General features: G+C 60.3%; 32 protein-coding genes and 1 pseudogene. 16 read left to right on the forward strand and 17 right to left on the reverse strand.

Features of this window, described 5'->3' with window-relative positions; translation table 11 throughout:
- Positions 1-295: 295 nt before the first annotated feature.
- From ACP7C6_RS28430 to ACP7C6_RS28450, 5 genes are all read right to left on the reverse strand, one after another.
- Complete coding sequence (locus ACP7C6_RS28430; RefSeq protein ID WP_028617890.1) at positions 296-1207, reverse strand: SDR family oxidoreductase; 912 nt, start codon at positions 1205-1207, stop codon at positions 296-298.
- Positions 1208-1324: 117 nt separating this feature from the next.
- The gene (locus tag ACP7C6_RS28435) at positions 1325-2227 is read right to left on the reverse strand and encodes an alpha/beta fold hydrolase (RefSeq protein ID WP_028617891.1); all 903 of its coding nucleotides are present in this window, start codon (positions 2225-2227) and stop codon (positions 1325-1327) included.
- Positions 2227-3009: a class II aldolase/adducin family protein gene (locus ACP7C6_RS28440; RefSeq protein WP_236318311.1), complete on the reverse strand. Its 783-nt coding sequence runs from the start codon at positions 3007-3009 to the stop codon at positions 2227-2229. The genes ACP7C6_RS28435 and ACP7C6_RS28440 overlap by 1 nt, the downstream gene beginning before the upstream one ends.
- 150 nt (positions 3010-3159) lie before the next feature.
- Complete coding sequence (locus ACP7C6_RS28445) at positions 3160-3846, reverse strand: LrgB family protein (protein ID WP_122683434.1); 687 nt, start codon at positions 3844-3846, stop codon at positions 3160-3162.
- Positions 3836-4207 (reverse strand): CidA/LrgA family protein, encoded by a 372-nt coding sequence (locus ACP7C6_RS28450; protein WP_028617894.1) that lies wholly within the window; start codon positions 4205-4207, stop codon positions 3836-3838. Before ACP7C6_RS28450 ends, ACP7C6_RS28445 begins: the two co-directional genes overlap by 11 nt.
- A gap of 98 nt (positions 4208-4305) precedes the next feature.
- On the opposite strand from ACP7C6_RS28450, the gene ACP7C6_RS28455 reads away from it, so the two are divergent.
- Positions 4306-5202 carry a LysR family transcriptional regulator gene (locus ACP7C6_RS28455; protein ID WP_311894000.1) on the forward strand — a complete coding sequence of 299 codons (897 nt, stop codon included), beginning with the start codon at positions 4306-4308 and terminating at the stop codon, positions 5200-5202.
- Here the strand turns inward: ACP7C6_RS28455 and ACP7C6_RS28460 are convergent.
- Complete coding sequence (locus tag ACP7C6_RS28460; RefSeq protein ID WP_426109542.1) at positions 5183-5638, reverse strand: flavodoxin; 456 nt, start codon at positions 5636-5638, stop codon at positions 5183-5185. The genes ACP7C6_RS28455 and ACP7C6_RS28460 overlap by 20 nt on opposite strands.
- Before the next feature lie 128 nt (positions 5639-5766).
- Here ACP7C6_RS28460 and ACP7C6_RS28465 point away from each other — a divergent pair, with 128 nt between their 5' ends.
- Both ACP7C6_RS28465 and ACP7C6_RS28470 read left to right on the forward strand, forming a co-directional pair.
- Positions 5767-6234, forward strand: a complete 468-nt coding sequence (locus ACP7C6_RS28465; RefSeq protein WP_426109543.1) for a PAS domain-containing protein — start codon at positions 5767-5769, stop codon at positions 6232-6234.
- A 58-nt stretch (positions 6235-6292) separates the two neighbouring features.
- On the forward strand, positions 6293-6898 hold the full coding sequence (locus ACP7C6_RS28470; RefSeq protein ID WP_028617898.1) for a hypothetical protein: 606 nt from the start codon (positions 6293-6295) through the stop codon (positions 6896-6898).
- 2 nt (positions 6899-6900) lie between these two features.
- Here the strand turns inward: ACP7C6_RS28470 and ACP7C6_RS28475 are convergent, their stop codons facing one another.
- Positions 6901-7851 carry a MerR family transcriptional regulator gene (locus ACP7C6_RS28475; RefSeq protein WP_305382747.1) on the reverse strand — a complete coding sequence of 317 codons (951 nt, stop codon included), beginning with the start codon at positions 7849-7851 and terminating at the stop codon, positions 6901-6903.
- A gap of 215 nt (positions 7852-8066) precedes the next feature.
- On the opposite strand from ACP7C6_RS28475, the gene ACP7C6_RS28480 reads away from it, so the two are divergent.
- The 6 genes from ACP7C6_RS28480 to ACP7C6_RS28505 are packed head-to-tail and all read left to right on the forward strand — an operon-like array spanning position 8067 to position 10994.
- Positions 8067-8627, forward strand: coding sequence for an antibiotic biosynthesis monooxygenase (locus ACP7C6_RS28480; protein ID WP_028617900.1), 561 nt, complete (start codon positions 8067-8069; stop codon positions 8625-8627).
- A gap of 57 nt (positions 8628-8684) precedes the next feature.
- Positions 8685-9395: a dihydromonapterin reductase gene (folM, locus tag ACP7C6_RS28485; protein WP_308907994.1), complete on the forward strand. Its 711-nt coding sequence runs from the start codon at positions 8685-8687 to the stop codon at positions 9393-9395.
- A gap of 19 nt (positions 9396-9414) precedes the next feature.
- Entirely contained in the window at positions 9415-9969 is a 555-nt protein-coding gene (folE, locus tag ACP7C6_RS28490) for a GTP cyclohydrolase I FolE (protein ID WP_426109544.1), read from the forward strand.
- A 2-nt stretch (positions 9970-9971) separates the two neighbouring features.
- Positions 9972-10343, forward strand: a complete 372-nt coding sequence (gene folX, locus ACP7C6_RS28495; RefSeq protein WP_003176029.1) for a dihydroneopterin triphosphate 2'-epimerase — start codon at positions 9972-9974, stop codon at positions 10341-10343.
- 23 nt (positions 10344-10366) lie between these two features.
- A complete protein-coding gene (locus ACP7C6_RS28500; RefSeq protein WP_010206472.1) occupies positions 10367-10663 on the forward strand; it encodes a DUF1244 domain-containing protein in 297 nt (98 codons plus the stop codon).
- Positions 10656-10994: a HopJ type III effector protein gene (locus ACP7C6_RS28505; RefSeq protein WP_426109545.1), complete on the forward strand. Its 339-nt coding sequence runs from the start codon at positions 10656-10658 to the stop codon at positions 10992-10994. Before ACP7C6_RS28500 ends, ACP7C6_RS28505 begins: the two co-directional genes overlap by 8 nt.
- 155 nt (positions 10995-11149) lie before the next feature.
- Here the strand turns inward: ACP7C6_RS28505 and trxB are convergent, their stop codons facing one another.
- A complete protein-coding gene (gene trxB / locus ACP7C6_RS28510; RefSeq protein ID WP_016976180.1) occupies positions 11150-12112 on the reverse strand; it encodes a thioredoxin-disulfide reductase in 963 nt (320 codons plus the stop codon).
- Between the two features lie 283 nt (positions 12113-12395).
- Here trxB and cysZ point away from each other — a divergent pair, with 283 nt between their 5' ends.
- Both cysZ and ACP7C6_RS28520 read left to right on the forward strand, forming a co-directional pair.
- Positions 12396-13163, forward strand: coding sequence for a sulfate transporter CysZ (gene cysZ / locus ACP7C6_RS28515; protein WP_308907995.1), 768 nt, complete (start codon positions 12396-12398; stop codon positions 13161-13163).
- Positions 13164-13217: 54 nt separating this feature from the next.
- Entirely contained in the window at positions 13218-14420 is a 1203-nt protein-coding gene (locus ACP7C6_RS28520; RefSeq protein ID WP_426109546.1) for a glycosyltransferase family 4 protein, read from the forward strand.
- On the opposite strand, the gene ACP7C6_RS28525 is transcribed toward ACP7C6_RS28520, so the two are convergent.
- From ACP7C6_RS28525 to rplU, 7 genes are all read right to left on the reverse strand, one after another.
- Complete coding sequence (locus ACP7C6_RS28525; RefSeq protein ID WP_323987614.1) at positions 14389-15492, reverse strand: NADH:flavin oxidoreductase; 1104 nt, start codon at positions 15490-15492, stop codon at positions 14389-14391. The genes ACP7C6_RS28520 and ACP7C6_RS28525 overlap by 32 nt on opposite strands.
- A gap of 272 nt (positions 15493-15764) precedes the next feature.
- The gene (locus ACP7C6_RS28530; RefSeq protein ID WP_311893984.1) at positions 15765-16247 is read right to left on the reverse strand and encodes a glutathione peroxidase; all 483 of its coding nucleotides are present in this window, start codon (positions 16245-16247) and stop codon (positions 15765-15767) included.
- A gap of 101 nt (positions 16248-16348) precedes the next feature.
- Positions 16349-16813: a CreA family protein gene (locus ACP7C6_RS28535; RefSeq protein ID WP_068932136.1), complete on the reverse strand. Its 465-nt coding sequence runs from the start codon at positions 16811-16813 to the stop codon at positions 16349-16351.
- A 15-nt stretch (positions 16814-16828) separates the two neighbouring features.
- Positions 16829-17947 carry a glutamate 5-kinase gene (gene proB, locus ACP7C6_RS28540; protein WP_025999729.1) on the reverse strand — a complete coding sequence of 373 codons (1119 nt, stop codon included), beginning with the start codon at positions 17945-17947 and terminating at the stop codon, positions 16829-16831.
- A gap of 111 nt (positions 17948-18058) precedes the next feature.
- A complete protein-coding gene (cgtA, locus tag ACP7C6_RS28545; RefSeq protein ID WP_016976186.1) occupies positions 18059-19282 on the reverse strand; it encodes an Obg family GTPase CgtA in 1224 nt (407 codons plus the stop codon).
- Positions 19283-19474: 192 nt separating this feature from the next.
- Positions 19475-19732 carry a 50S ribosomal protein L27 gene (rpmA, locus tag ACP7C6_RS28550; RefSeq protein ID WP_003176049.1) on the reverse strand — a complete coding sequence of 86 codons (258 nt, stop codon included), beginning with the start codon at positions 19730-19732 and terminating at the stop codon, positions 19475-19477.
- Between the two features lie 34 nt (positions 19733-19766).
- Positions 19767-20081, reverse strand: coding sequence for a 50S ribosomal protein L21 (gene rplU, locus ACP7C6_RS28555; protein ID WP_007950961.1), 315 nt, complete (start codon positions 20079-20081; stop codon positions 19767-19769).
- 239 nt (positions 20082-20320) lie between these two features.
- Between rplU and ACP7C6_RS28560 the strand changes: the two genes are divergently transcribed.
- The 3 genes from ACP7C6_RS28560 (at position 20321) to ACP7C6_RS28570 (ending at position 22166) form a co-directional block, all read left to right on the forward strand.
- Entirely contained in the window at positions 20321-21289 is a 969-nt protein-coding gene (locus ACP7C6_RS28560) for a polyprenyl synthetase family protein (protein ID WP_005791318.1), read from the forward strand.
- Positions 21290-21404: 115 nt separating this feature from the next.
- Positions 21405-21746, forward strand: a complete 342-nt coding sequence (locus tag ACP7C6_RS28565) for a zinc ribbon domain-containing protein YjdM (RefSeq protein WP_027617845.1) — start codon at positions 21405-21407, stop codon at positions 21744-21746.
- 162 nt (positions 21747-21908) lie between these two features.
- Positions 21909-22166, forward strand: coding sequence for a hypothetical protein (locus ACP7C6_RS28570; protein WP_028617909.1), 258 nt, complete (start codon positions 21909-21911; stop codon positions 22164-22166).
- A gap of 139 nt (positions 22167-22305) precedes the next feature.
- Here the strand turns inward: ACP7C6_RS28570 and ACP7C6_RS28575 are convergent, their stop codons facing one another.
- Positions 22306-22923 (reverse strand): FKBP-type peptidyl-prolyl cis-trans isomerase, encoded by a 618-nt coding sequence (locus tag ACP7C6_RS28575; protein WP_068937259.1) that lies wholly within the window; start codon positions 22921-22923, stop codon positions 22306-22308.
- Between the two features lie 384 nt (positions 22924-23307).
- On the opposite strand from ACP7C6_RS28575, the pseudogene ACP7C6_RS28580 reads away from it, so the two are divergent.
- Together ACP7C6_RS28580 and ACP7C6_RS28585 are read left to right on the forward strand one after the other, a co-directional pair.
- A pseudogene (locus ACP7C6_RS28580) lies at positions 23308-24237 on the forward strand (methyl-accepting chemotaxis protein); the annotation flags it as partial.
- On the forward strand, positions 24229-25092 hold the full coding sequence (locus ACP7C6_RS28585; protein WP_371923957.1) for a methyl-accepting chemotaxis protein: 864 nt from the start codon (positions 24229-24231) through the stop codon (positions 25090-25092). The pseudogene ACP7C6_RS28580 and the gene ACP7C6_RS28585, both read left to right, overlap by 9 nt.
- Positions 25093-25271: 179 nt before the next feature.
- On the opposite strand, the gene ACP7C6_RS28590 is transcribed toward ACP7C6_RS28585, so the two are convergent.
- Complete coding sequence (locus ACP7C6_RS28590) at positions 25272-25640, reverse strand: glyoxalase superfamily protein (protein WP_025858036.1); 369 nt, start codon at positions 25638-25640, stop codon at positions 25272-25274.
- Positions 25641-25658 lie beyond the last annotated feature (18 nt).

Below are 25658 nucleotides of genomic sequence, written 5' to 3' on the forward strand. Positions count from 1 at the left end.
TTGCTGATTGCGCAACAGTCCTTGTCACGAATCGGCATTACTCATTTTGTTACAAGCGGCTATTCTTGTCGGGCTTTCAGGGCAAATAGCCCGCTTCCCCATCGGGAAGAAAAGCCAGATTCAAATGGATTGATGCCTTTTTTCAGTCTGTTACCCGTGTTCACTGACGTTGATTTGTCGCTCCTTGATCCAACGTCTTACTTCGGCCGCTGCCTATGCAGCGGCCTTTTTTATGCCTGGAATAAAACGGGACGCCATCAGCGCCCCGTAGGATTCAAGCTTATTCAAGCAACGATCACAGGCTGAACTTCTGCAAATTGGCCATCATCTCCTTCAACGCCTCGATGTTGTCCTTGGGGTGCGCCGCCCCTTCGAAGTCGCAGATCTGCTGCCAATGCGCCGCCACGTCATCAGGCGAGAAGCCCGTTTCCGGATCAAAGCCCACCCCCAGGCTACGCTCCCAACGGGTCTTGCCGATCCAGCCGCCGCCCACTTCAAACAGCCCCGAGGTTTCCTGGCACGCTTCGCTGCCCAGGTACACCACCAATGGGCTGACCAGCTCCGGCTTGAGCCGCTCGAATACCTGAGGCGGGATCAGGCCTTCGGTCATGCGCGTGCCGCCTGTCGGGGCGATGGCGTTGACCAGGATGTTGTTCTTGCGACCTTCCAGCGCCAGGGTCCGCGTCAGCCCGTACAGACCCAGCTTGGCCATGCCGTAGTTGGACTGGCCGAAGTTACCGTAGATGCCCGAGGTGGATGCGGTGAAGATCACCCGGCCGTAACCTTGCTCGCGCAGATGGGGCCAAGCGGCGCGGGTAACTTTGTAGGCGCCCTCGACATGCACCCGGTAAACCAGGTCCCAGTCGCTGTCGTCCATTTTGTGGAAGGTCTTGTCGCGCAGGATGCCGGCGTTGTTGACCACCACATCGATACGGCCAAACGCATCGAGGGCGTTCTGCACAATCTTGTCACCGTCGGTGACAGAGTCATGGTTGGCTTCAGCAATACCGCCAGCTTCGCGAATCTGCGCCACCACGCGATCGGCAGCCGAAGCGTTGGCGCCTTCGCCCTGGGTGGAACCGCCCAGGTCGTTGACCAGCACCTTGGCGCCATGTTTGGCGAACAGCAGCGCATGGGCACGGCCCAATCCGCCGCCGGCACCGGTGACGATCACGACCTTATCCTGGAACTGCACTGATTCACTCATACCGAACTCCAATGGCGACAATGGGAATAGGTCGAGTGTCAGGCAAGGGGGCGCTGGTCACAATAAAGCCGGCCAGGGCTGAATGGTGCTCGATAAGGCTGGGGGATAATCGTCAGCTCAGGAATAGGCCAATCGAGGTGTCGGTTGCCCAATCCGGTCACGAAACGCCAGGTAGTGTTTGAGCACCTGCACCGGCGCCTCGATCTGTGGGTAGTGGCCGATATTGGCCAGCAGCACCGTGTCGGCGTGGGGCACCAACTCGCGGTAACGCGCCACCATATGAGCGCCCGAAATCGGGTCGATCTCGCCATCGATCACCCGCAGCGGCACATCGCCCTGTTGCATCGCTGCCACCCAACGCTCACGCATACGGCGGCGTTGAGGGATGTAGGCAATGAGTTTGTGCAGGATGCGCGTGCCGTCATGGCAGTCGATCAGGCTCCAGAAATCATCCAGAGCGCTTTCGCTGGGACGGGTATCAGGGCCAAAGATCTGGTTGAAACTGTTCGCCAAGGCATTGCGCCCAAAGGCACGACCGATCATCCAGCCCAGCGGGCTCAGCAAGAGTTTTTGCACCAGCGCCGGGCGATGGGTTTCGGGAAACAGCCCACCGTTGAGGAACACGCAGCTGGCCATCTGAAAGCGACCCTCGTAGTGCCGGGCCAGCAGTTCCTGGGCGACGCTGTCACCGTAGTCGTGGGCGAGCACGTGCACCGGCTGCTCAACGCGCAGGTGTTCCAGCAATGCTTGTTGCAAATCCGCCTGCTCCAGCAGGCAGTAACCGTGGTCGAGTGGCTTGGCCGAGTCGCCGAAACCGAGCATGTCGCAGGCGATCACCAAGTTGCGCTGGGCCAAGGGCTGCCACAAGTAGTGCCAGTCCCAACTGGCGGTGGGAAAGCCATGGATCAGCAGCAACGGCTCGCCCTGCCCCGCCACCCAATAACGGAGGGTGCGGCCATGGAAGTCGAACGTCTGGCTGCGTTTGCGCCAGGCTCTCAGCGGGATCTCGGCGAGTGGCATCAGCTTCTATACCCAGGGTCTTGAGTGTCCAGCTTACGCAGCAACGCCGGCCAGGCCAGCGCGCCTCCCATACCTTGCGCGCTCTTTGTGACAGCCGCCACCATCGCCTTGGCGCCAGCGAGAATCTGCGGGCCGATGTTGATCAATTCAGCGCCACCGTTTTGCGCCAGCACCTGGATATCGCAGGCGCGCTGGAAAGTGAACATCATCAGAAAGGTGTCGGCAATGGTGCTGCCGCAGGTCAGCAGGCCATGGTTGTGCAGCATCAGGAAGTTGTTGTCGCCCAGATCGGCCTGCAGGCGGACCTTCTCTTCATGATTCAGCGCCACGCCTTCGTAGGCGTGATAAGCCAGGCTCGACAGCACGAATATCGACTGCTGGCTGATCGGCAATATGCCTTGCTTCTGTGCCGCCACCGCCACACCGGCAGCGGTGTGGGTGTGCAGCACGCAGGTCACGTCGTGGCGCACTTCGTGGATGGCGCTGTGAATGGTGTAGCCCGCCGGGTTGATCTCGTAGGGGCTGTCCATCAGCTTGTTGCCGGCCTGGTCGACCTTCACCAGGCTCGACGCGGTGATCTCATGAAACATCAGCCCGTAGGGGTTGATCAGGAAGTCATCAGTGCCCGGCACCTTGGCCGAGATGTGGGTGAAGATCAGGTCATCCCAGCCATGCATCGCCACCAGGCGGTAGCAGGCGGCAAGGTCGACACGGGTCTGCCATTCGGCAGCGCTGACCTGATCTTTGACATTCTGTGGCGATAGAACGGGGGCATGACTCACGGCAACGACCTCCTTGGCACATTTTCTTCTTGTTATTTTGGGTGATGGGCCAGTCTAGTCAGACGTCTCTGCCGCCGTAGTTGCCTTGGCAGCCAGCTTGATGACCGTACGAGTCAGCGTTGAGAATAGTTGAGATCCATCCAAGCGACGTCAGAGAAGTGCCGTCAATAAAGGCGCGGCGAACAGGTTGAGCAACCCCGTCAGCACCATCACCAAGCCCGCGACGGAGCCCTCTTCGCCGCCGACTTCGTGGGCTCGGCTCACCCCCGCACCGTGGGCACCCACGCCAAACAGCGCGCCGCGCGCCAAGGGTGTGCGCAGCGGCAGCCACTTGAGCAGCACGCCGCCGAGCATGGCGCCGAATACGCCGGTGAACATCACGAACACGGCCGTCAGTTCCGGCACGCCACCCAGGTCGGACGACACGGGCATAGCGAACGGTGTGGTGATGGAGCGCGGCACCAGGGACATCGTCACCGAGCTGTCCAACGCCAGGGCTTTGGCCAGGCCGAACGAGGTGGCGATAGAGGCCACGCTGCCGGCGATCATGCCCAACAACAAGGCCGGCCAGTAACGCGCCAGCAACGTGCGCTGCTGCCAGATCGGCACCGCGAACGCCACCGTCACCGGACCCAGCACGAGCATCAGCCAGTGGGTGTCGGCGGAGTACTCGGCGTAGGCGGTGTTCATCGGCACCGCCACGGCCAGCAAGAGTACCGGCACCAGGATCAGCGGCGACAACAGGTAAAGGCCGGTACGGCGGTAGATCCAGCGGCTGAAAATGTACGCACCCAAGGTCAAGGCGAGCCAGAATACCGGCATCCATTCAAGCTTCATGGCGCAGCCTCCAACGGCACACCAGTTCGACGGTGAACGCGGTCACCAACATCACCGCCAAGGTGCTGAAGCCAATTACCAGCAAGATGCGCCAGCCGTCATTGCGCAACAGGCCGCCGTAGTCCAGCAGGCTCATCAGCGCGGGGATGAAGAACAACAACATTTCAGCCATCAATACACCGGCGCCCAATTGCAGGGCCGCCGGTTTGACCAGGCCGCTGGCGAAGGTTGCAAGCAGCAAGCCGAGGCCTACTACACCACCAGGGATCGGCCACGCCAGCCAGACGGCCAACTGGCAACCGAGCAGGTAAATGGCCAACAACACGACCAGTTCAATCAACAGACGGATGAAACGTTTCATGGGCTTTGGGTCCTCGCAGGCCTTCATTTTAGAGAGGCGCGCCCTATCCCCACAGCGAATTGTTAGACTGCCAGCCATTCCAAACAGGAATTCAGTAGATGGAATTCAAACAGCTGCGCAGTTTTGTAGAAGTGATCCACCGGGGTGGCTTCACTCAAGCGGGAAAAACGCTGCACATCAGTCAATCCGCCGTCAGTAAACAAGTGGCACAACTGGAGCAGAGCCTGGGCACACCGCTGTTGGAACGTACCGGCTCACACATCCGCCTGACCGCCACCGGCGAAGTGGTGCTGCAACGGGCTGAAGCCATGCTGCGCTTACACACAGAACTGCTCAGTGAGCTGGATGATATGCAGCAACTGACCCGCGGCGAGTTACGCCTGGGCCTGCCGCTATTGGCGGGCGATACGCTGTTTGCCGGGCTGTTTGCCGAGTACCGCAAGCGCTACCCGAAAGTCACCATCCAGTTGCTGGAGGGCGGCAGTCGCACGATCGAACAGGCGATTCTCAATGGTGAACTGGATGTGGGGGGCTGCCTGAACTCCAGTGATCCGGCCTTCGCCCGACAAGCCTTCTGCGATGAACCGCTCGACGCCCTGCTGCCGATGGATCACCCGCTGGCACACAACGCTCAGGTGCGCCTGGAGGAACTGGCGGACACGCCGTTCCTGATGTACCAGCGCAGCTTTGTGCTCAATGATCGGTTGATCCAGGCCTGCCAGCAGGTAGGTTTCACTCCCCGGGAAATCGGGCGCAGCGGCCAGGCCGACTTCCTCGCTGCCCTGGTCGCGGCCGGACAGGGCGTGGTGCTGTTGCCCAGCGTGGTTGCCCGTGGACTGGTGCGACCGGGCGTGGTGCGCCTGACGCTCAAGGCACCCGACGACCTGCGCTGGGACATTGCGTTTACCTGGCGTGCGGGCGCCTATCTGTCGAAGGCCGCCCAGGCCTGGCTGGCGTTGCTGCGGGAATTTCCGGTCAGCCGCGCAGTGCAGTGACCAGCTCGGCCAACCACGGTTCGGCGTCGGCTTCGGGGGTGACGCTTTCGCTGGCGTCCAGGCGCAGCATCGGCAGCACTTCGCGCACGCCGAGTTCACCAAACAGCTCGCGCATTTGTTCGCCGCCACCACAGAAGGTATCACCGTAGCTGGCGTCACCCAGGCCGATCACCGCGCCGGGCAGACCGCGCCAGGCGGCAGGCAGTTGGTCGCGAATGGTCGAATACAGGGGTTGCAGGTTGTCGGGCAACTCGCCCATGCCGGTGGTGGATGTCACCGCAAGGAACGCTTCGGGGCCGAAGGCTTGCACATCCGCCAGCGTGGCGCGTGGATTGTGCCAGGCCTCGAAGCCGGCGGCCTTGAGGAGGTCGGCGGCGTGGCGGGCGACTTCTTCTGCAGTGCCGTAGACCGAGCCGGAAAGGATGGCGACTTTCATCAATCTGATCCTGTAGTTGAGCGAAAGCGTGGGATATTAACAGCTGAGGCAAATATTTCGGCGCAGCCCGTGCAACATTCGACAATTGCCATAAACTTCAGGCTCAAAAACAAGCCATGGACCGCTCAATGATTAACGCCAAGCTGATGCAACTGGTCGTCAACGCTTCCAACGACGGCATCGTCGTCGCCGAGCGCGAAGGCAAGGACAAGCCGCTGATCTATGTCAACCCGGCATTCGAACGCCTGACCGGCTACACCCTGGATGAAATCCTCTATCAGGATTGTCGATTCCTGCAATCGGGCGACCGTGACCAGCCGGCCCTGATGGCCATTCGGGAGGCACTGGAGAGTGGCGGGGCCTGCCGGGAAATCCTGCGCAATTACCGCAAGGACGGCACCCATTTCTGGAACGAGCTGTCGCTGTCGTCGGTGTACAACGAGGCGGACAAGCAGACGTATTTCGTCGGTGTGCAAAAGGACGTTACCCTGCAAGTCAAAGCCCAGCACCGCGTCGCCCAACTGGAGAGCGAACTGGCGCAGGTCAAGGCTGAACTGGCGATGTTCAGAGCGACGAGCGGATCTAACAAAATTTAGAAAATGCGGTCATTAGGGGGGATAATGGCATTTTAATACCCCCTAATGAGCATGAGTGATGCAGCGTGACGCGCTTCTGACCCAGGATGAGCTGGACTTCATTCAGAATATGCAACACAACCCGCAACTGAACCTGCGGGATGCGTCGTCGAGCTTAACGGTCAACGGGGGCGCGCAAATTCGCGATTTGCTCACACGACTGGCCGCTCATGACCACGTCACCATCCAGGCGCAATTCGACAACCAGCAACTCACTTTTCCGCTGCATCTGGTGGAAGATGAGTTCCATGCGATTCACCTGCGTCTGGGCGTACCGAGTATTTTCGAAGACGGCCCGATGATTCGGCCGTGGCGCCTGGCGCTTGAAACACCGGTGGCGCTGGAAAACATCAGGGGCAACGCAGGTGCGTTGTGGGTGCATGAGGTGTCGTTCAAGGGTGTGCTGGTGGAGATTCGCGGTCGGGTCAAGCCGCCGAAAACCTTTTCCCTGTGGTTCAGTCCTTCAGGTTACGAACGCATCGCGCTGCGCGGAACCTTCGAACGAGAAACCGCACGGGGGCTGTTCGCCTATCGGCTGAGCCAGGGCGACATCGACGAAACCGAGCGCCTGCGCCAATTCATCCTGCACCAGCACCGTCTGGTCCATCCTGAAGTCCACGCTTGAGATCAGGTATCCAGGCCGCCGCCCAGAAACTGCTGCAAGCGGCGCTGCATCAACCGGCCTTCATTCCCCAGACAGCCGATTGATGACCCGGCGAGGCTTTCCTGCGCCAAGTCCGCTGCATCACCGGCCAGCAACAGCGGGCAATGCAGGGTCAGCGCCAGACGCTTGAGCCGTAGCGGCAACTCGCTGCTGGGGGCGCGATTGGAAAACAGCACCAAGGCACTGGGTTGGGTCTTTTCACAGATCAGCGTCAACTCATCGAATGGCTGCCCCACACCCAAGATCTTGACCGCTTGTTTTTCCCCGGACATCAGCAGGCCCGCGACCAGCAACTCCAACTCGCGGCACTCCCCTGCAACAGCCGCCAGCAATACGCGAGGCAGCGGCGCAGCGGCGGCCATCTGCAGACGTTGTGCGGTACGCGAGCGCAGGAAATTATCGAAGAACACCCACTCACTGGCTTGGCCGAAGCGGCCTTGGTGACGCAACAATGCCTGCCAGAGCGGCATGAAAATGTCCTGGAACACCACGGCGAGGGGATAGGCGGAAAAGATCTGGCCGTACAAACGGTCCAATTGGCGGTCATCGAACGCGCTGATTGCATGGCGCAATTGCCCGTGCCATTGCTCCCACTCCGCCTGCGCGCCGAGGGCGGCATCAGGTTCGCTGAGCAACGCGTCGCGCGCCAGGATCCTGCCGACTTTGCTCACCGCCACGCCGCGTTCGATCCAATCGAGAATCCGGTGCACGGTGTCGATATCGAGGCGCGAGTACAACCGATGCCCGCTTTCGGTGCGAGTGGGTTGGATCAGGCCGTAGCGCCGTTCCCAGGCACGCAAGGTCACCGGGTTGACGCCGGTCAGCCGGGCGACTTCGCGGATAGGGAAAAGATCATCGGAAACGGTGCCGTTGTCGGAAGTCGTTTCGCGCTGAAGATCAATAGTTTCGGGCATCAGAGGTCAAAAACGTCCGTGTCAGTTTGGATACTATTTAACGCTTATTAGACGGGTTGATTCAAGGAGCACGACGAGCCGACCAAAGTATCTGGCGTATTTCGCTAAAACAGGAATAATCCTTGCCTGTTTTTTCTACGTCGCTGCAACACCCCGCAGCCTCGTTCGTGTGCCGCCTACCCGGCCCAGCGCACTCGCTTATTTGGAGATACACAATGTCTACCTCTCCCGTCACCCTGATGGTTGCGCGCCGCGTGGCCAAAGGTCGCTACGAAGAACTGATGGCCTGGCTGCGCGAAGGCGAGCAATTGGCCACAGACTTTCCCGGCTACCTGGGCTCAGGTGTCCTTGCACCGCCGCCCAACGATGATGAATTCCAGATCATTTTCCGCTTTGCCGATGAAAAGACCCTGCATGCCTGGGAGTTTTCGGCGTCCCGCAGTGCCTGGTTGAGCCGTGGCAGCGAGCTGTTTGCCGACCCGTCCGAGCACCGCGTACGCGGTATCGATGGCTGGTTCGGCGCAGTCGGCGCCCGCCCACCACGCTGGAAGCAGGCGGTGGCGATCTGGTTGGCATTTTTCCCAGTGTCACTGCTGTTCAACTTTGTCCTCGGACCGCTGCTCAGCGAGCTCGACCTGGCGCCGCGAGTTCTGGTCAGCACAATGGCCCTTACGCCGCTGATGGTGTACTGGTTCATCCCGCTGTCGACCCATCTGTTGGCCAATTGGCTGCATCCTGTTCCGACCCCGCGCAAGGCCAGCGAAGCCGCTGCTTGAGTACAGGGGCGCCCGGTCGCTGGTATAGTTTCAATCTGCCAGCGACTCGAGCCTCCCATGACTGCAACGAACGCCCCGATCCTGATCACCGGCGCCGGCCAGCGTGTCGGTCTGCATTGCGCCCAGCGCCTGCTGGACGACGGCTATCCGGTGATTTTCAGCTACCGCAGCGAGCGGCCCGGCGTACAGGCCCTACGCGAACGCGGAGCGATTGGGGTGTTTGCCGATTTCTCCAGCGAGGCCGGCATCCTGGCGTTTATCGCTGAACTGAACACCCATACCCAACGCCTGCGCGCGATCATCCACAACGCCTCGGCCTGGATCGCCGAAACGCCCGACGAAGAAAGTCGCGCCTTTACCGACATGTTCAGCGTGCACATGCTTGCGCCGTATCTGATCAACCTGCATTGTTCACCTTTGCTGCAACGCTCTTCTCCCGCAGACATCGTGCACATCAGCGATGACGTGGTGCGCAAGGGCAGCCGCCAGCACATTGCCTATTGCGCCACCAAGGCCGGCCTCGACAGCCTCACGCTGTCATTTGCCGCGCAGTTCGCGCCGTCGATCAAGGTCAACGGCATCGCCCCGGCAATGGTGATGTTCAACGAAGGCGACGACGCAGCCTACCGCGCCAAGGTGCTGGCCAAGTCGGCACTGGGCATCGAGCCCGGGCCCGAGGTGATCTATCAGAGCGTGCGTTACCTGCTGGATAACCCTTATGTCACCGGTACCACCCTGACCGTCAACGGCGGGCGGCATATCAAGTAGCCGTTTGTGAGGATGTTGTATGACCCTGCCCCACCATTACCGCGAGATCCTCAAAGGCCTGGGCGAAGACCCGGAACGCGAAGGCTTGCTCGACACTCCCAAGCGCGCCGCCAAGGCCATGCGGTACCTGTGTCACGGCTACGAGCGAAACCTGGAAGAGATCGTCAACGGTGCGCTGTTCACCTCCGACAATGACGAGATGGTGATCCTCAAGGACATCGAGTTGTACTCGCTGTGCGAGCACCACCTGCTGCCCTTCATCGGCAAGGCCCATGTGGCCTATATCCCCACCGGCAAGGTGCTGGGCCTGTCGAAGCTGGCGCGCATCGTCGATATGTTCGCCCGACGCCTGCAGATCCAGGAAAACCTCACGCGGCAGATCGCCGACGCGATCCAGGACGTGACCCAGGCCGCCGGCGTGGCCGTGGTGATCGAAGCCAAGCACATGTGCATGATGATGCGCGGTGTGGAAAAACAGAATTCAACCATGAACACCTCGGTGATGCTCGGCGCGTTCCGCGAGTCGAACACCACGCGCATGGAGTTCCTGCAACTGATCGGACGGAGCAAGTAGCAATGCCACAACTTCAACCAGGCATGGCGCGCATCCGGGTCAAGGACCTGTGCCTGCGCACGTACATCGGCATCAACGAGGACGAGATCCTCAACAAGCAGGATGTGCTGATCAACCTGACCATCCTGTATGCCGCCCAGGAAGCCGTACGCGACAATGACATTGATCATGCGCTGAACTACCGCACCATCACCAAGGCGATCATCGCCCACGTCGAGGGCAACCGCTTTGCCCTGCTGGAGCGCCTGACCCAGGAACTGCTGGACCTGGTGATGAGCAATGAGTCGGTGCTGTACGCCGAGGTCGAAGTGGACAAGCCCCATGCACTGCGCTTTGCCGAATCGGTTTCGATTACCCTGGCGGCCAGCCGCTAACCCCTGAATTGTCAGTGAGCCCTATGAACGACCAACAACGTCTCGAACTTGAAGCCGCCGCCTTCCGCCGACTGGTGGCGCATCTGGACAGCCGCAAGGATGTGCAGAACATCGACCTGATGAACCTCTCGGGCTTCTGCCGCAACTGCTTGTCCAAGTGGTACAAGGCCGAGGCCGACGAGCGCCAGATCGAGCTGAGCCTCGATGACGCCCGTGAAGTGGTGTACGGCATGCCGTACGCCGAGTGGAAAGCCCAATACCAGAAAGAAGCCAGCGCCGACCAACAGGCTGCGTTCGCCAAAGGAAAAACCCATGACTGATTTGAACACCCTGCGCGCCAGCCTCAACAGTGGCAAACATGTTTTTGCCGATACCTTGGCGTTTGTGGCTGCCGGTTATGACTACCAGCCGCAAGCCTTTACCAATGGCGACGTGGAAAATGCCGCGGGGCAGAACGAAGGGTCGTGCAAGACCTTGGGCTTGGCGTTGCTGGAAGGTCTGAGCGACCAGGAAGCACTGCTGGCGTTTGGTGAGCATTACCGCTCGGTAGTGGCGACGCCTGAGGGCAGTGAGCACGGCAACATCCGTGCGCTGATCGCCCATGGGTTGGCCGGTGTGAAATTTGACCAGCAACCTCTGACACGCCGCTAAATCAATTTGAAAACCTGGTCAGTGTGGGAGCCGGGCTTGCCCGCGATAGCGGTGGTAACTGACACACCGCTATCGCCGGCAAGCCGGCTCCTACAGCGGATAACAGCGGACATAAAAAAACCGGCCTTTCAGCCGGTTTTTTTAGTTCAACGGGTTCAGAACGAAGCGTTCTGCAGGCCGTCGAGATAACGCTCGGCATCCAGTGCCGCCATGCAGCCGGCGCCAGCCGAGGTGATGGCCTGGCGGTAGACGTGGTCTGCCACGTCACCGGCAGCGAAGATACCTTCGATGTTGGTGGCCGTCGCGTTACCTTCACGACCGCCCTGCACCACCAGGTAACCGTCTTTGGCTTCCAGCACGCCTTCGAACAGCGAAGTGTTCGGGGTGTGGCCGATAGCGATAAACACGCCGTCGACTTTCAGTTCGTCGAAGCTGCCGTCGTTGTTCTTCAGGCGGGCACCAGTCACGCCCATGTTGTCGCCCAGGACTTCGTCCAGGGTGGCGTTGAGCTTGAGGATGATCTTGCCTTCAGCGACACGGGCATGCAGCTTGTCGATCAGGATCTTCTCGGCGCGGAAGGTCTCGCGGCGGTGAACCAGGGTCACGGTGCTGGCGATGTTGGCCAGGTACAGCGCTTCTTCCACGGCCGTGTTGCCGCCACCGACTACGGCGACTGGCTTGTTGCGGTAGAAGAAACCATCACAGGTCGCGCAGGCCGAAACGCCTTTGCCCATGAACGCCTCTTCCGACGGCAGGCCGAGGTAGCGGGCGCTGGCGCCGGTGGCGATGATAAGCGCGTCACAGGTGTAAACGCCGCTGTCGCCGGTCAGGCTGTAAGGCTTTTTGGAGAAGTCGACCTGGTTGATGTGGTCAAACACGATCTCGGTTTCGAAACGTTCGGCGTGTTCTTTCATGCGTTCCATCAGCACCGGGCCGGTCAGACCGTGGACATCGCCCGGCCAGTTGTCGACTTCGGTGGTGGTGGTCAGTTGACCACCCGCCTGCATGCCAGTGATCAGCAGCGGCTTCAGGTTGGCCCGGGCAGCGTAGACCGCAGCGCTGTAACCGGCAGGGCCGGAACCCAGGATAATCACTCGCGAATGACGGGTATCAGACATGACTCACTCCTATCGACCGCCCGGACTACAAGGCGGCTGGAATAAAAAAGGGACCACGAAGCACTTGGGGAAGGCTTCAACTCGCAGACCCTGAAAAATAATGGGTGCAGCGTATCGAGGGGGGCAAGATTAAGGAAATACGGAATAACAATCCAGCTCATAGGTGGTCTCTATGCAGTTACCGCTGTTGATCAACACCTTTGTTACCACTGATGTCGCCGCTTTCGCCTGTTAAACAAAGCCGGTAAGGTCGGCGCGTTCGTCACTTTGTTCGGAGTTCTCCATGCCCGCCCCCGCTCTTTCCGGCCCGCAATACCTGCGTGAAGGCCTCAAACTGGTGCTGAGCCCCGGCCTGCGTCTGTTTGTGCTGTTGCCGCTGGCGATCAACCTGGTGCTGTTCGTCGGCTTGATCTATTTCGCCGGTCATCAGTTCAGCCTGTGGGTCGATCATCTGATGCCGACGCTGCCGACTTGGCTGAGCTTTTTGAATTACCTACTCTGGCCCCTGTTTGTCGTGCTGGTGGTACTGATGGTGTTTTTCACCTTCACCATGCTGGCCAACATCATCGCCGCGCCCTTCAACGGTTTTCTCTCGGAGAAAGTGGAAGTGGTGGTACGCGGCACCGATGACTTCCCGGCCTTCAGCTGGGGCGAGTTGATCGCCATGGTCCCGCGTACACTGGCCCGGGAAATGCGCAAGCTGGGTTACTTCCTGCCACGGGCCATCGGCCTGTTTATCCTGTCGTTCATACCAGTGGTCAACCTGATCGCCGCCCCGCTGTGGCTGCTGTTCGGCGTGTGGATGATGGCGATCCAATACATCGACTACCCAGCGGACAACCACAAGCTTGGCTGGAACGAGATGCTCGCCTGGCTGCGCCAGAAACGCTGGCAGAGCATGAGCTTCGGCGGGATTGTTTACCTGGTGCTGCTGGTACCGGTGGTCAACCTGCTGATGATGCCGGCAGCGGTGGCTGGGGCGACGTTGTTCTGGGTGCGTGAGCAAGGTGCCGAAGCGATGGCGCAGCAGCAAAAGATAACCCAGTCATAAATCCATCATCTCGATGACACAATGACGACATGGCCCGCGGTGACACTGTGGGTCATGACGACAGCTTCGCTTCACATCACCCTCATTACCGAAACCTTCCCGCCTGAGATCAACGGGGTGGCCAATACCCTTGGTCGACTGTGCGAGGGGTTACGGGCCCGCGGCCATCAAGTCGAGCTGGTGCGCCCGCGCCAAGGTGTCGACCAGAGCCGCCCCAGCGACGACGCCTTGCTGCTGTGCCGTGGCTGGCCGCTGCCGGGTTATCCGGGGCTGCAATGGGGGCAGTCGTCGATGCACAAGTTGCTGCGGCGCTGGACCCGTCAGCGCCCGGACGTGCTGTACATCGCCACGGAAGGGCCTTTGGGCCTGTCCGCCCTGCGCGCCGCGCGTCGCCTGGGGATCAGCGTGGTCAGCGGCTTTCACACCAACTTCCAGCAGTACTCGAACCAATATGGCATGAGCCTGTTGAGCCGGATGGTCACTCACTATCTGCGCTGGTTCCACAATCGTTCGACGCTGACCCTGGTACCCAGCGCCAGCCAGCGCCTGGAGCTGGAACGCAAGCATTTCGAGCGTCTGGGGATGTTGGCGCGCGGAGTGGACAGCCAACTGTTCCATCCCGCCAAACGCGATAGCGCGCTGCGGGAAAGTTGGGCACTGAACAGTGAGCAAACCGCCGTGCTCTATGTGGGCCGACTGGCCCAGGAAAAAAACCTGGGCTTGCTAAAGCGCTGCTTCGAGGCCTTGCAAGACACCTATCCCCTGCGTCAGATGAAGCTGGTCATCGTCGGCGATGGCCCGCAACGCGCGACGATGGAAAAGGAACTGCCAGAGGCGATTTTCTGCGGCACCTTGCGTGGAGAAGAACTGGCACGGCATTACGCGTCAGGCGATGTGTTCCTGTTTCCCAGCCTGACTGAAACCTTCGGCAACGTGGTGCTGGAAGCAATGGCGTCGGGGTTGGGCGTGGTGGCCTACGACCAAGCCGCTGCGACCCAGCATATTCGCCATGGCTACAACGGTGTGCTGGCGATGCCTGGGGATGAGAATGCGTTTTGCGAGGCGGCCAACTGGCTGCTGGAAGACGCTGAAAGCCTGCGTCGTATGCGCCTGAACGCGCGCCAGCATGCGAGTCGCCAGGGTTGGCCGGCGATAATCGAGCAGTTCGAGCGCCAGCTGCGCGGGGTATGCAAGGACGGGCACCCGGTGCCCGCCCTGTTGCCACTTACACCAGGGTCGTCAACGCGTCACGACTGAATGGCAGGATGTCGCTCTCGCGGCCTTCGCGCACCTTCACGGCCCAGTCCGGGTCCACCAACAGGGCACGGCCCACGGCTACCAGATCGAACTCGTCGTTGTTCAGGCGCTCCAGCAACTTCTCCAGGCTCGCCGGTTGCGCGACCTTGTCGGTGTTGACCATGAACTGCAGGAACTCGCCATCCAGGCCGACGCTGCCTACAGTAATGGTCGGCTTGCCGGTGAGCTGCCGGGTCCAGCCTGCCAGGTTGAGGTCGGAACCTTCGAACTCTGGCTCCCAAAAACGACGGGTGGAGCAGTGGAAAATATCCACACCCGCTTCAGACAATGGCTTGAGAAACTCGCCCAGCGCCTCGGGGGTTTGCACCAGGCGCGCGGTGTAATCCTGCTGCTTCCACTGGGAGAACCGGAAGATGATCGGGAAGTCCGGACCCACGGCGGCGCGGGTGGCCTGAATCAGCTCAATGGCGAAACGCGACCGGTTGGCCAGACTGCCACCGTACTCGTCGGTACGCTGGTTGCTACCTTCCCAGAAGAACTGGTCGACCAGATAGCCATGGGCGCCGTGGATCTCAACGCCGTCCATGCCGATGCTCTGGGCATCCTTGGCGGCTTGGGCGAAGGCGTTGATCACCTCCTTGATGTCTTGATGCGTCATGCCGTGCACGACCACGTTGCCATCCTTGAGTTTTTCCATCGGGCCATAGGCCGGCACGCTGGCATCCGGCTCGGTGCCGATGCGGCGCACGCTGCCCACGTGCCACAACTGCGGGACGATCTTGCCGCCTTCGGCGTGTACCGCGTCGACGACTTTTTTCCAGCCAGCCAGCGCGGCTTCACCGTAGAAGTGCGGCACATTGGGGTAGCCATTCGAGGCTTGATGACCGACCACGGTGCCTTCGGTGATGATCAGGCCTACGCCGGCAGCGGCGCGGCGACGGTAGTACTCGATGACTTTGGCGTTGGGAACGCCACCCGGCGAGAACGAGCGGGTCATCGGTGCCATGACGACCCGGGTCGACAGTTGCAATGCACCGAGCTGAAAGGGTTTGAACAAAGCTTGGACGGGCATGGGAGCACTCCACGGAAGACGGGGTTTATGATGTGGATAATATGGGGAGCGCAAGGTGCTGGGTAGCACTATTGATCTGGGTGATTAAGGGGTAAAAGTGGCACAACCGGTTGCCGCTAACCTGAAGTGAGCGGGCTTGCCCCGCGCTGGGTGGCGAAGCCGCCCCAGTAAAAACGCCGCGTTCTGTCTAGAAATGCGGCGTCTGATTTTAGGGCGGCTTCGCCACCCAGCGCGGGACAAGCCCGCTCACCACAAAAGCCTCCTGGATGTCTTCAGGCCAGGGCTTTTTCGATGGCCTGGACGATCGTCGGATCATCCGGCGCAGTACGCGGGGAAAAGCGTGCGAGCACCCGCCCATCCTTGCCCAGCAGGAACTTCTCGAAATTCCAGGTGATGTCCCCAGGAAACTCGGCCCCCTCGCCCGCCAGCAAGCGGTACAGCTGATGACGGTCAGGCCCATTGACCTCAAGCTTGCTGCCCAACGGGAAGGTCACCCCGTAATTCAGGCTACAGAACGCCTGGATTTCTTCCTCGGTGCCCGGTTCCTGACCGGCAAACTGATTGCACGGCAGGCCAAGTACGGTAAACCCCTGGTCCTTGTACTGCTGGTAGAGCTTCTCCAGCGCGGAGTATTGCGGGGTCAAACCACATTTGGAGGCCACGTTGACCACCAGCACCACTTGCCCCTTGAAGGGCGCCAGCGGTAGCTCTTGTCCGTCCAAAGCTTTGAGTTTCAGGTCGTGGAAAGCACTCATGACGAACTCCAGATATCCCATGTTCTTCGCATTGCGGCACGTCGAGATTACAACCCGCAAGCCTGCAATCATAGACGCCGATTGCAAAACCCGCCCGCGAGTTACTGAGCGGTCGGCCAGGGCAAAATCGGAATGGCGGTCACGGCGTTTTGCGGGCTGCCTTCGATCAGGCGGTCGCTGTACACCAGGTAAACCAGGGTGTTGCGCTTCTTGTCGAGGAAGCGCACCACCTGCATGGTCTTGAACACCAGGGAGGTGCGTTCCTTGAACACTTCGTCGCCGTCCTTGAGCTCGCCCTTGAAGCGGATCGGGCCGACCTGACGGCAGGCAATCGAGGCTTCGGCGCGGTCTTCGGCCAGGCCCAGGCCGCCTTTCACGCCGCCGGTCTTGGCACGCGACAGGTAGCAGGTCACGCCGTCGACCTTGGGGTCATCGAAGGCTTCAACCACGATCCGGTCGTTGGGGCCGACAAACTTGAACACTGTCGACACCTGACCGATTTCTTCTGCCGAGGCCAACAGCGGCATGACCAGCAGCAGGCCGAGCAATCCCTTCATTACGCGCATCGTGTATTCCTTTGGTTAGACCAGGATCAGGTTATCGCGGTGAACCAGCTCTGGTTCGGCCATGTAACCGAGTAGTCCGACAATCGCATCGGAGGATTGTCCAATGATTTTCTGGGCTTCAAGGGCGCTGTAGTTGGCCAGGCCACGGGCGATCTCACGACCGTCCGGCGCCACGCACACCACCATCTCGCCCCGGCGGAAGCTGCCCTGCACCAGCTTGACGCCGACCGGCAGCAGGCTCTTGTTGCCTTGGGACAACGCCGATACGGCGCCATCGTCCAACACCAGGGTGCCACGGGTTTGCAGATGACCGGCCAGCCATTGTTTGCGCGCCGCCAGCATGCCGCGTTCCGGCGACAACAGCGTACCGATGCGCTCGCCCGCCTTGAGCCGGTCCAGCACGCGCTCGATGCGCCCGCCGATGATGATGGTGTGGGCGCCGGAACGCGCCGCCAGGCGCGCCGCACGCAGCTTGGTCTGCATGCCGCCGCGGCCCAGGGCGCCGCCAACACTGCCGGCCACGGCGTCCAACGCCGGGTCATCGGCGCGAGCCTCATAAATAAGCTGGGCTTCGGGGTTGTTGCGCGGGTCGGCGTCGAACATGCCGTCGCGGTCGGTGAGGATCACCAGCAGGTCAGCTTCCACCAGGTTGGCCACCAGGGCGGCCAAGGTGTCGTTGTCGCCAAAGCGGATTTCGTCAGTGACCACGGTGTCGTTTTCGTTGATCACCGGGATAACCTTGAGTTCCACCAGCGCGCGCAGGGTGCTGCGGGCGTTGAGGTAACGCTTGCGGTCGGACAGGTCGTCGTGGGTCAGCAGGATCTGCGCCGTGTGCCGGCCGTGCTCGGCAAAGCTGGATTCCCAGGCTTGCACCAGGCCCATCTGACCGATGGCGGCGGCGGCTTGCAGTTCGTGCATCGCGCTGGGTCGCGCAGTCCAGCCGAGGCGGCTCATCCCGGCGGCAACCGCTCCGGACGACACCAGCACCAACTCCACACCGGCCTCATGCAAGGCCACCATCTGCTCGACCCAGACGCTCATGGCTGCACGATCGAGCCCCTTGCCATCCGCCGTCAGCAACGCACTGCCGATCTTTACGACCCAGCGCTGCGCACCTGTCACTTTGCTCCGCATCATCTTCAACCTTAGATTGAGGGCTGCGCGACCCAGCGCGGCCCATAACGTTAAACCCGGATACTAAAACGCCGCTCTAACAGGAGCGGCGTTCAAGTTTATCGCAACGACTCAGTCGCGCACGTAAATGATTTCAGGACCGTCTTCATCATCCACGTCTTCTTCGTCCCAATCGTCGTCACCGATGTCATGGACCGACTTCACGCCGCTGCGGCGCAGGGCACGCTGGTCGTCCAGCGCTTGCAACTGGGCGCGGGCTTCGTCTTCGATCTGTTGATCGAGCTCAGCCAGTTCGGCCTTGAACACCGGATCGGCCGCCAGGCGGTCGGCGCGGTCTTCGAGGTAGCGCATGATGTCACGGGTCAGGCGCTCGGTGCCTTCTTTGGCGATGGCCGAGATCACGTAGACCGGACCTTCCCACTCCAGGCGGTCAACGATTTCCTTGACGCGCTCTTCGTGCTCTTCTTCCAGGATCTGGTCGCACTTGTTCAGCACCAACCAACGATCACGCTCAGCCAGGGCCGGGCTGAACTTGGTCAGCTCGCTGACGATCACTTCGGCGGCGTCCGGTGCGCTGGTGTCATCCAGCGGCGCCATGTCGACGAGGTGCAACAGCAAACGGGTACGCGACAAGTGTTTGAGGAAGCGAATCCCCAGGCCGGCGCCATCGGAGGCGCCTTCGATCAAGCCGGGAATGTCGGCGATCACAAAGCTTTTCCAACGGTCGACGCTGACCACACCGAGGTTTGGCACCAGGGTGGTGAACGGGTAGTCGGCGACTTTCGGCTTGGCGGCCGAAACCGAGCGAATGAAGGTACTTTTACCAGCGTTCGGCAGGCCCAGCAGGCCCACGTCAGCGAGTACTTTCATTTCCAGCTTGAGGTCACGCTGCTCGCCCGGCTTGCCTGGCGTGGTCTGGCGTGGCGCACGGTTGGTACTGGACTTGAATCGGGTGTTACCCAGACCGTGCCAGCCGCCCTGTACAACCATCAGCTTCTGGCCAGCCTTGGTCAGGTCGCCGATCACTTCCTGGGTCGCAGAATCGATAATCGTGGTACCGACCGGTACGCGCAGTACCAGGTCTTCGCCTTTTTTACCGGTGCAGTCGGTGCTGCCGCCGTTGGAGCCACGCTCGGCATCGAAGTGCCGGGTGTAACGGTAGTCGACCAGGGTGTTGAGGTTTTCGTCGGCCATCATGTAGATGGAACCGCCGTCACCGCCGTCACCGCCGTTGGGGCCACCGTTTTCGATGAACTTTTCGCGACGGAAACTCATGCAACCGTTACCGCCGTCGCCTGCTTTTACTCGGATGGAAACTTCATCAACGAACTTCATAACAAAACGCCTCTCGTCGCATGGACGAGCTTAAAGAACCAAGACATAAGACTCTTGCAAAAATGAGCGCAGCGACCTCAATCAGCGACCGCAAACCAGCGCCTGAGCCCATTACAAACAGCTTTGCAAGAGACTCACTCCACAAACGAAAAAGCCCCGTCGCAAGACAGGGCTTTTCCAGCGATCTCGCAATTAAGCTGCGACAACGCTCACGTAACGGCGGTTGAACGCGCCTTTTACTTCAAACTTGATCACGCCTTCGATTTTCGCGAAGAGGGTGTGATCTTTACCCATGCCAACACCGTAACCGGCGTGGAATTGGGTGCCGCGCTGACGCACGATGATGTTGCCCGGAATGATTTTCTGGCCGCCATACATCTTCACGCCAAGGCGTTTGGCTTCTGAGTCGCGACCGTTACGGGTACTACCACCAGCTTTTTTGTGTGCCATGAGTCAATTCTCCTAGTGAGGAATTAGGCTGAAATTAAGCCTGAATACCGGTGATTTTGATCTCGGTGTACCACTGGCGGTGGCCCATACGCTTCATGTGGTGCTTACGACGACGGAACTTGATGATGCGGACTTTATCGTGACGACCTTGGGAGATCACTTCAGCCACAACGGTAGCGCCAGCAACAACTGGAGCGCCGATGTTCACGTCATCGCCATTGGCGACCAACAGAACGCGATCAAAAGTAACGGATTCGCCGGTAGCGACTTCCAGTTTTTCGATCTTCAGGTATTCACCTGGGGCGACTTTGTATTGCTTGCCACCAGTAACAATTACTGCGTACGACATGGTATTTCTCCGATAATCCTGCTCACCCAGCGCTTTATAAGAAGAGGTATTGGCTGGCATGGCTGCATGGGATGGACGTCCCGAATGCAATTGCGTAAGGCAGGTGCTGCCCAGGAAGTTCAGGGTGCTCGATTGTACGCAAGGCTTTGATGCGTTGCAAGTGGCCGTCTATCGCGCCTTGACACTACGGGGCGTGGGTCCTAGCATGCCGCGCAACCCTTCTGGAGCGACTGTCGCTGATGCAACCCCAAGCTTTCTACCGCGCGGTCGCGGACGATTTTAGCGCCGTCGACGGCATCATCAAGCAGCAGCTGACGTCTAAAGTGCCGCTGGTCTCCAAAATTGGTGACTATATTACGTCGGCGGGCGGTAAGCGCCTGCGTCCTTTATTAGTGCTGCTGTGCGGCAAGGCCCTGGGTCGCGAAGGCGATGACCTGCGCCTGCTGGCCGCCACTATCGAATTCCTGCACACCGCCACCCTGCTGCATGACGACGTCGTCGACATGTCCGGCATGCGCCGTGGCCGCGAGACCGCCAATGCCATGTGGGGCAACGCCCCTAGTGTGCTGGTGGGCGACTTCCTGTACTCGCGCTCGTTCGAAATGATGGTTGAACTCGGCTCGATGCCGGTGATGAAGATTCTTTCACAGGCCACCCGCATCATCGCCGAAGGCGAAGTGCTGCAACTGTCGAAGGTCCGCGACGCCAGCACCACCGAAGAAACCTATATGGAAGTGATTCGCGGCAAAACCGCGATGCTCTTCGAAGCCTCCACCCACAGCGCCGCCGCGCTGTGCGGCGCAACGGCCGAACAGGCCGAAGCCCTGCGCACCTTTGGAGACCACCTGGGCGTGGCGTTCCAATTGGTCGACGACCTGCTCGACTACAAGGGCGACGCTGAAACCCTGGGCAAGAACGTCGGTGATGACCTGGCCGAAGGCAAGCCGACCCTGCCGCTGATCTACACCATGCGCGAAGGCACGCCGGAACAGGCCGCCTTGGTGCGCAAGGCGATCCAGAAAGGCGGGATCGAAGACCTCGAGGCCATCCGTGCCGCCGTGGAAGCCTCGGGTTCGCTGGAGTACACCGCACAACTGGCGCGTGACTACGTGGCCCGTGCCATCCAGTGCCTGGAAGCCCTGCCCGCCAGCGAATACCGCGACGCCCTGGTCGAGCTGAGTGAGTTCGCGGTCGCGCGTACTCACTAAAGCGCGGCCTATGTGGGAGGGGCCCCTCCCACATTTAGATTTCATACAACCTGTAAGACTGCAAAACCCTATATAATGTGCGCCCTTTAGCCATCCTGACTCTCAAGGAGCCTTAGTGAGCACGTTGCCACCCTGCCCGAAATGCAATTCCGAATACACCTACGAAGACGGCGCCCAGCTGATCTGTCCGGAATGCGCCCATGAGTGGTCCGCCAATGGCGAGGCCGAAGCAGCCAGCGACGAAACCGTGAAGAAAGACTCCGTCGGCAATGTGCTGCAGGACGGCGACACCATCACCGTGATCAAGGACCTCAAGGTCAAGGGCACTTCCCTGGTGGTGAAGGTCGGCACCAAGGTCAAGAACATCCGCCTGTGCGACGGCGACCACGATATCGACTGCAAGATCGACGGTATCGGCCCGATGAAGCTCAAGTCCGAGTTCGTGCGCAAAGTCTGAATATGCTGCCCCCCATCCCGCGCCCGCCGCGGGATGGCGTTTCGCCCTCCCGTTTGATCCCGCGCAATATCCACACAGAAAAACCCAGAAACCGCCAATAGGCACTTGCTATTCTATGAATAAGAATTATTCTCATTGAAACCCATCAAGGAGATGAGACCCATGACTTATTTGATAGATGCCTGGCTGGACCGCCCACAGCCTTACCTGCGGATCCTGCATCGGGAAACCGGTGAAGTCTGTGCCGTGCTGGAAGAAGAAGCACTGAATGAACTGCAGGACCAGGGCGACCTGGACGTCAATGGGCTGAGTTCGAGCGAACCTGGCGTGTTGAAGGAGGTGGTGCGCAATCTGTTTCTGTTCTGCTATGCCCGAGCGTTGCGCCCGGCGACAGAGCTGAATGGCAAGTTCCATCCATGAGCGAGGTTGAATGCACCTGCTTTATGTGGGAGCTGGCTTGCCTGCGATGGCATCAACTCGGTAAGACATCAGACCGAGTCGCCGGCATCGCGGGCAAGCCCGGCTCCCACACAAAGCCAGGCGCAGTAATCAGCAGGTCTTACAGAACGTCGAGCAGCTCGACGTCAAACACCAGAACGCTGTGCGGCGGGATGCTGCCAACGCCTTGAGCGCCGTAAGCCAGTTCGCTCGGCACGTACAGACGCCATTTGCTGCCGGCATTCATCAGTTGCAGGGCTTCGGTCCAGCCGGCGATCACGCCGCCTACCGGGAATTCCGCAGGCTGGCCACGCTCGTAGGAGCTGTCGAACACAGTCCCGTCGATCAGGGTGCCGTGGTAGTGAGTGCGCACTTGATCTTCACGGGTCGGCTTGGCGCCGTCACCGGCGGTCAGCACTTCGAATTGCAGGCCGGAAGCCAGAGTGGTGATGCCATCACGCTTGGCGTTTTCAGCCAGGAACGCCAGGCCTTCGCCAGCAGCCGCTTCAGCCTTGGCTGCCGCTTCGGCTTGCATGACTTCGCGGATCACTTTGAAGCTGGCGGCCATTTGCTCTTGGTCAACACGGCTTGGCTTACCGGCGAAGGCGTCGGTCAGGCCGGCCAGGATTGCGTCCAGGCTCACACCCGGTGGCGGGTTGTCGCGCAGTTGGTCGCCCAACTGACGGCCGATACCGTAGCTGACGCGGGTTTCGTCGGTGGACAGATTAACTTCGGACATGAAGAGGCTCCGCTGTAGGACAACACGGTTTCCCGCGCAATCCAGAACTAAAAGGGCCCGCAGACTAGCACACAAGACCGGCCCAAGATCAGCCCCCTCCCCGGCCAGCCACTGCGGCGGCGACCCTTCGTCGCACCTTACGAATTAGCATTTCAGATTCAACACCTGCCGCCGATACAGCCCTACACAGCAGCTGGCTCCAAAACCAATAACCGTCCAGCACCCCCCATCATTCTTGCGGAGCATTCGATGAATAGCTGGTTCGGCAACATTAGCGTCAATCTCAAACTGGGCCTGGGCTTCGGCCTGGTACTGGTCCTCACCTCGATCCTGGCCCTGACCGGCTGGACCAGCCTGGGCGGCCTGATTGATCGCAGCAACTGGATGAGCGACATCACTCAGCTCAATGCGTCGTTGACCAAGCTGCGTATTGTGCGCCTGCAGTACATGCTCGCCAACGGCGATGAAGCCGTGGCCCAGAACGTACAGACCAACCTGGATGCGTTCGCTGCCCAGCAACAGAAGCTGCTCGACAGCTTCAAAAGCCCGGAAAACCTCAAGCTGCTCAACGAGCAAAAGTCCATCATCACCGCTTACCAGCAGTCGCTGAACAAAATGCGCGAGGCCTACCGTAACGGCAACGCCTCGCGCCAGGTGATGGGCGACAAGGCGGATATCGCCAATGCGCAGATCAACGCATTGGAAACCAGCGTGAAGCAAATGCCCGACAGTTCGGAGCACCTGGCACAGTTCCAGGCGGTGGCCGACGCCAAGATGCAGTTCCAGTTGGCTCGCTACGAAGTACGCGGCTACACCGGTAACGTCAGCCCGGAGACCGAAGCACGCGCGGCTGCACAGATTGAAAAAGCCATCGCCGGCGTGAAAGACCTCAGCGCCGCATTCGGCGCCAGCCAGCAAAGCGCGCTGACCGCATTGGAAACGGCCCTGGGCGCCTATCGCAGCGCCGTTCAGAACTACAAGGCAGCCAACGCCAACATCGTCACTGCCCGCGCCGAAATGACCACTCAGGGCGCTGATATCGTCACGATCAGCGACAAACTGTATGACATCCAACTGACCCGCCGCGACGCAGAAAGCGCCCAGGCCCGCAGCCTTCAACTGATCAGCACCTTGTTGGCCCTATTGGTTGGCGTCATCGCAGCATGGGTCATCACCCGCCAGATCACCCGCCCGATCCAGGAAACCCTGGCGGTGGTGGAGCGCATTGCCTCCGGCGACTTGAGCCAAAACATCCAGGTCACTCGTCGCGATGAACTGGGCGTGTTGCAACAAGGTATCCAGCGCATGGGCACCACCTTGCGTGAGTTGATCAGCGGTATTCGTGACGGCGTGACACAGATCGCCAGCGCCGCCGAAGAACTGTCGGCCGTGACCGAGCAGACCAGCGCCGGCGTAAACAGTCAGAAGATCGAGACCGACCAGGTCGCCACCGCGATGCACGAAATGACTGCCACCGTGCAGGAAGTGGCGCGCAACGCGGAGCAAGCTTCCCAGGCGGCCGCCGATGCCGATGGCCAAGCCCGCGCAGGCGACAAGGTGGTGGCCGAGGCCATCGCTCAGATCGAGCGTCTGGCCGCTGAAGTGGCGCGTTCCACCGACGCCATGACCCACCTGCAACAAGAGAGCAACAAGATCGGCAGTGTGATGGACGTGATCAAGGCCGTCGCCGAACAGACCAACCTGCTGGCCCTCAACGCGGCGATCGAAGCCGCACGGGCTGGTGAAGCCGGGCGTGGGTTTGCCGTGGTCGCCGACGAAGTGCGCGGCCTGGCCCAGCGCACGCAAAAATCCACCGAGGAAATCGAAGGCCTGGTCGCCGGTTTGCAGAACGGCACCCAACAAGTGGCCAACGTGATGAACAACAGCCGTAGCCTCACCGACAGCAGTGTCGAGCTGACGCGCAAGGCCGGTGTGTCACTGGAGAACATCACCCGTACGGTGTCGAATATCCAGTCGATGAACCAGCAGATCGCCGCCGCCGCCGAGCAGCAAAGCGCCGTGGCTGAAGAGATCAGCCGCAGCATTGTGAATGTGCGGGATGTGTCGGAGCAGACCGCTACGGCGAGTGACGAGACGGCCAAGTCGAGTGTTGAACTGGCGCGGTTGGGTAGCCAGTTGCAGCAGATGGTCAGTCATTTCCGGGTGTAATAGAACGCCTGGAAACCCTCCATGTCGGTCATCGTTCGGTCTTGCGTGGTGACATGACCAGCGTTAATACCGGCTTGCAGGTCGAATGCGCCGTTTGAGATCGCAACCCCAGCCACTAACCGGGATTGCAAAAAAAACCGCCCTACTAAGGCGGTTTTTTATTGCCTGCGATTTACCCCTCAGCCCTCGCCTTCCTCAACAAACACCACCCGATTCCCAAACGGGTCCTTGATGCTCATCTCCCGCGAGCCCCATGGCGTTTCCTCAACCCCAGGCTTGGCATACCGATAGTCCTTGCCCGCCAACTGCTGCTGATAGGCGTCCACGCCTTGCGCCTGAATTCGCACCGCCGCACCCGGCGACGCATCACCATGATGCTCAGTCAGATGCAACACACAGTCGCCCAACGACACCTGCAAATACAGCGGGAAATTGGCCTCGAAACGATGCTGCCAATCCACCTTGAATCCCAGGAAGTCGACGTAGAATTCCAACGCCTTGGCCTCGTCGAAAATCCGCAGGATGGGGGTGACTTTTCCTAAGTGCATGGCAACCGCTCCGTCTAA

The organism is Pseudomonas sp. TWR1-1-4, assembly GCF_049897165.1.
Lineage (GTDB): Bacteria > Pseudomonadota > Gammaproteobacteria > Pseudomonadales > Pseudomonadaceae > Aquipseudomonas > Aquipseudomonas canadensis.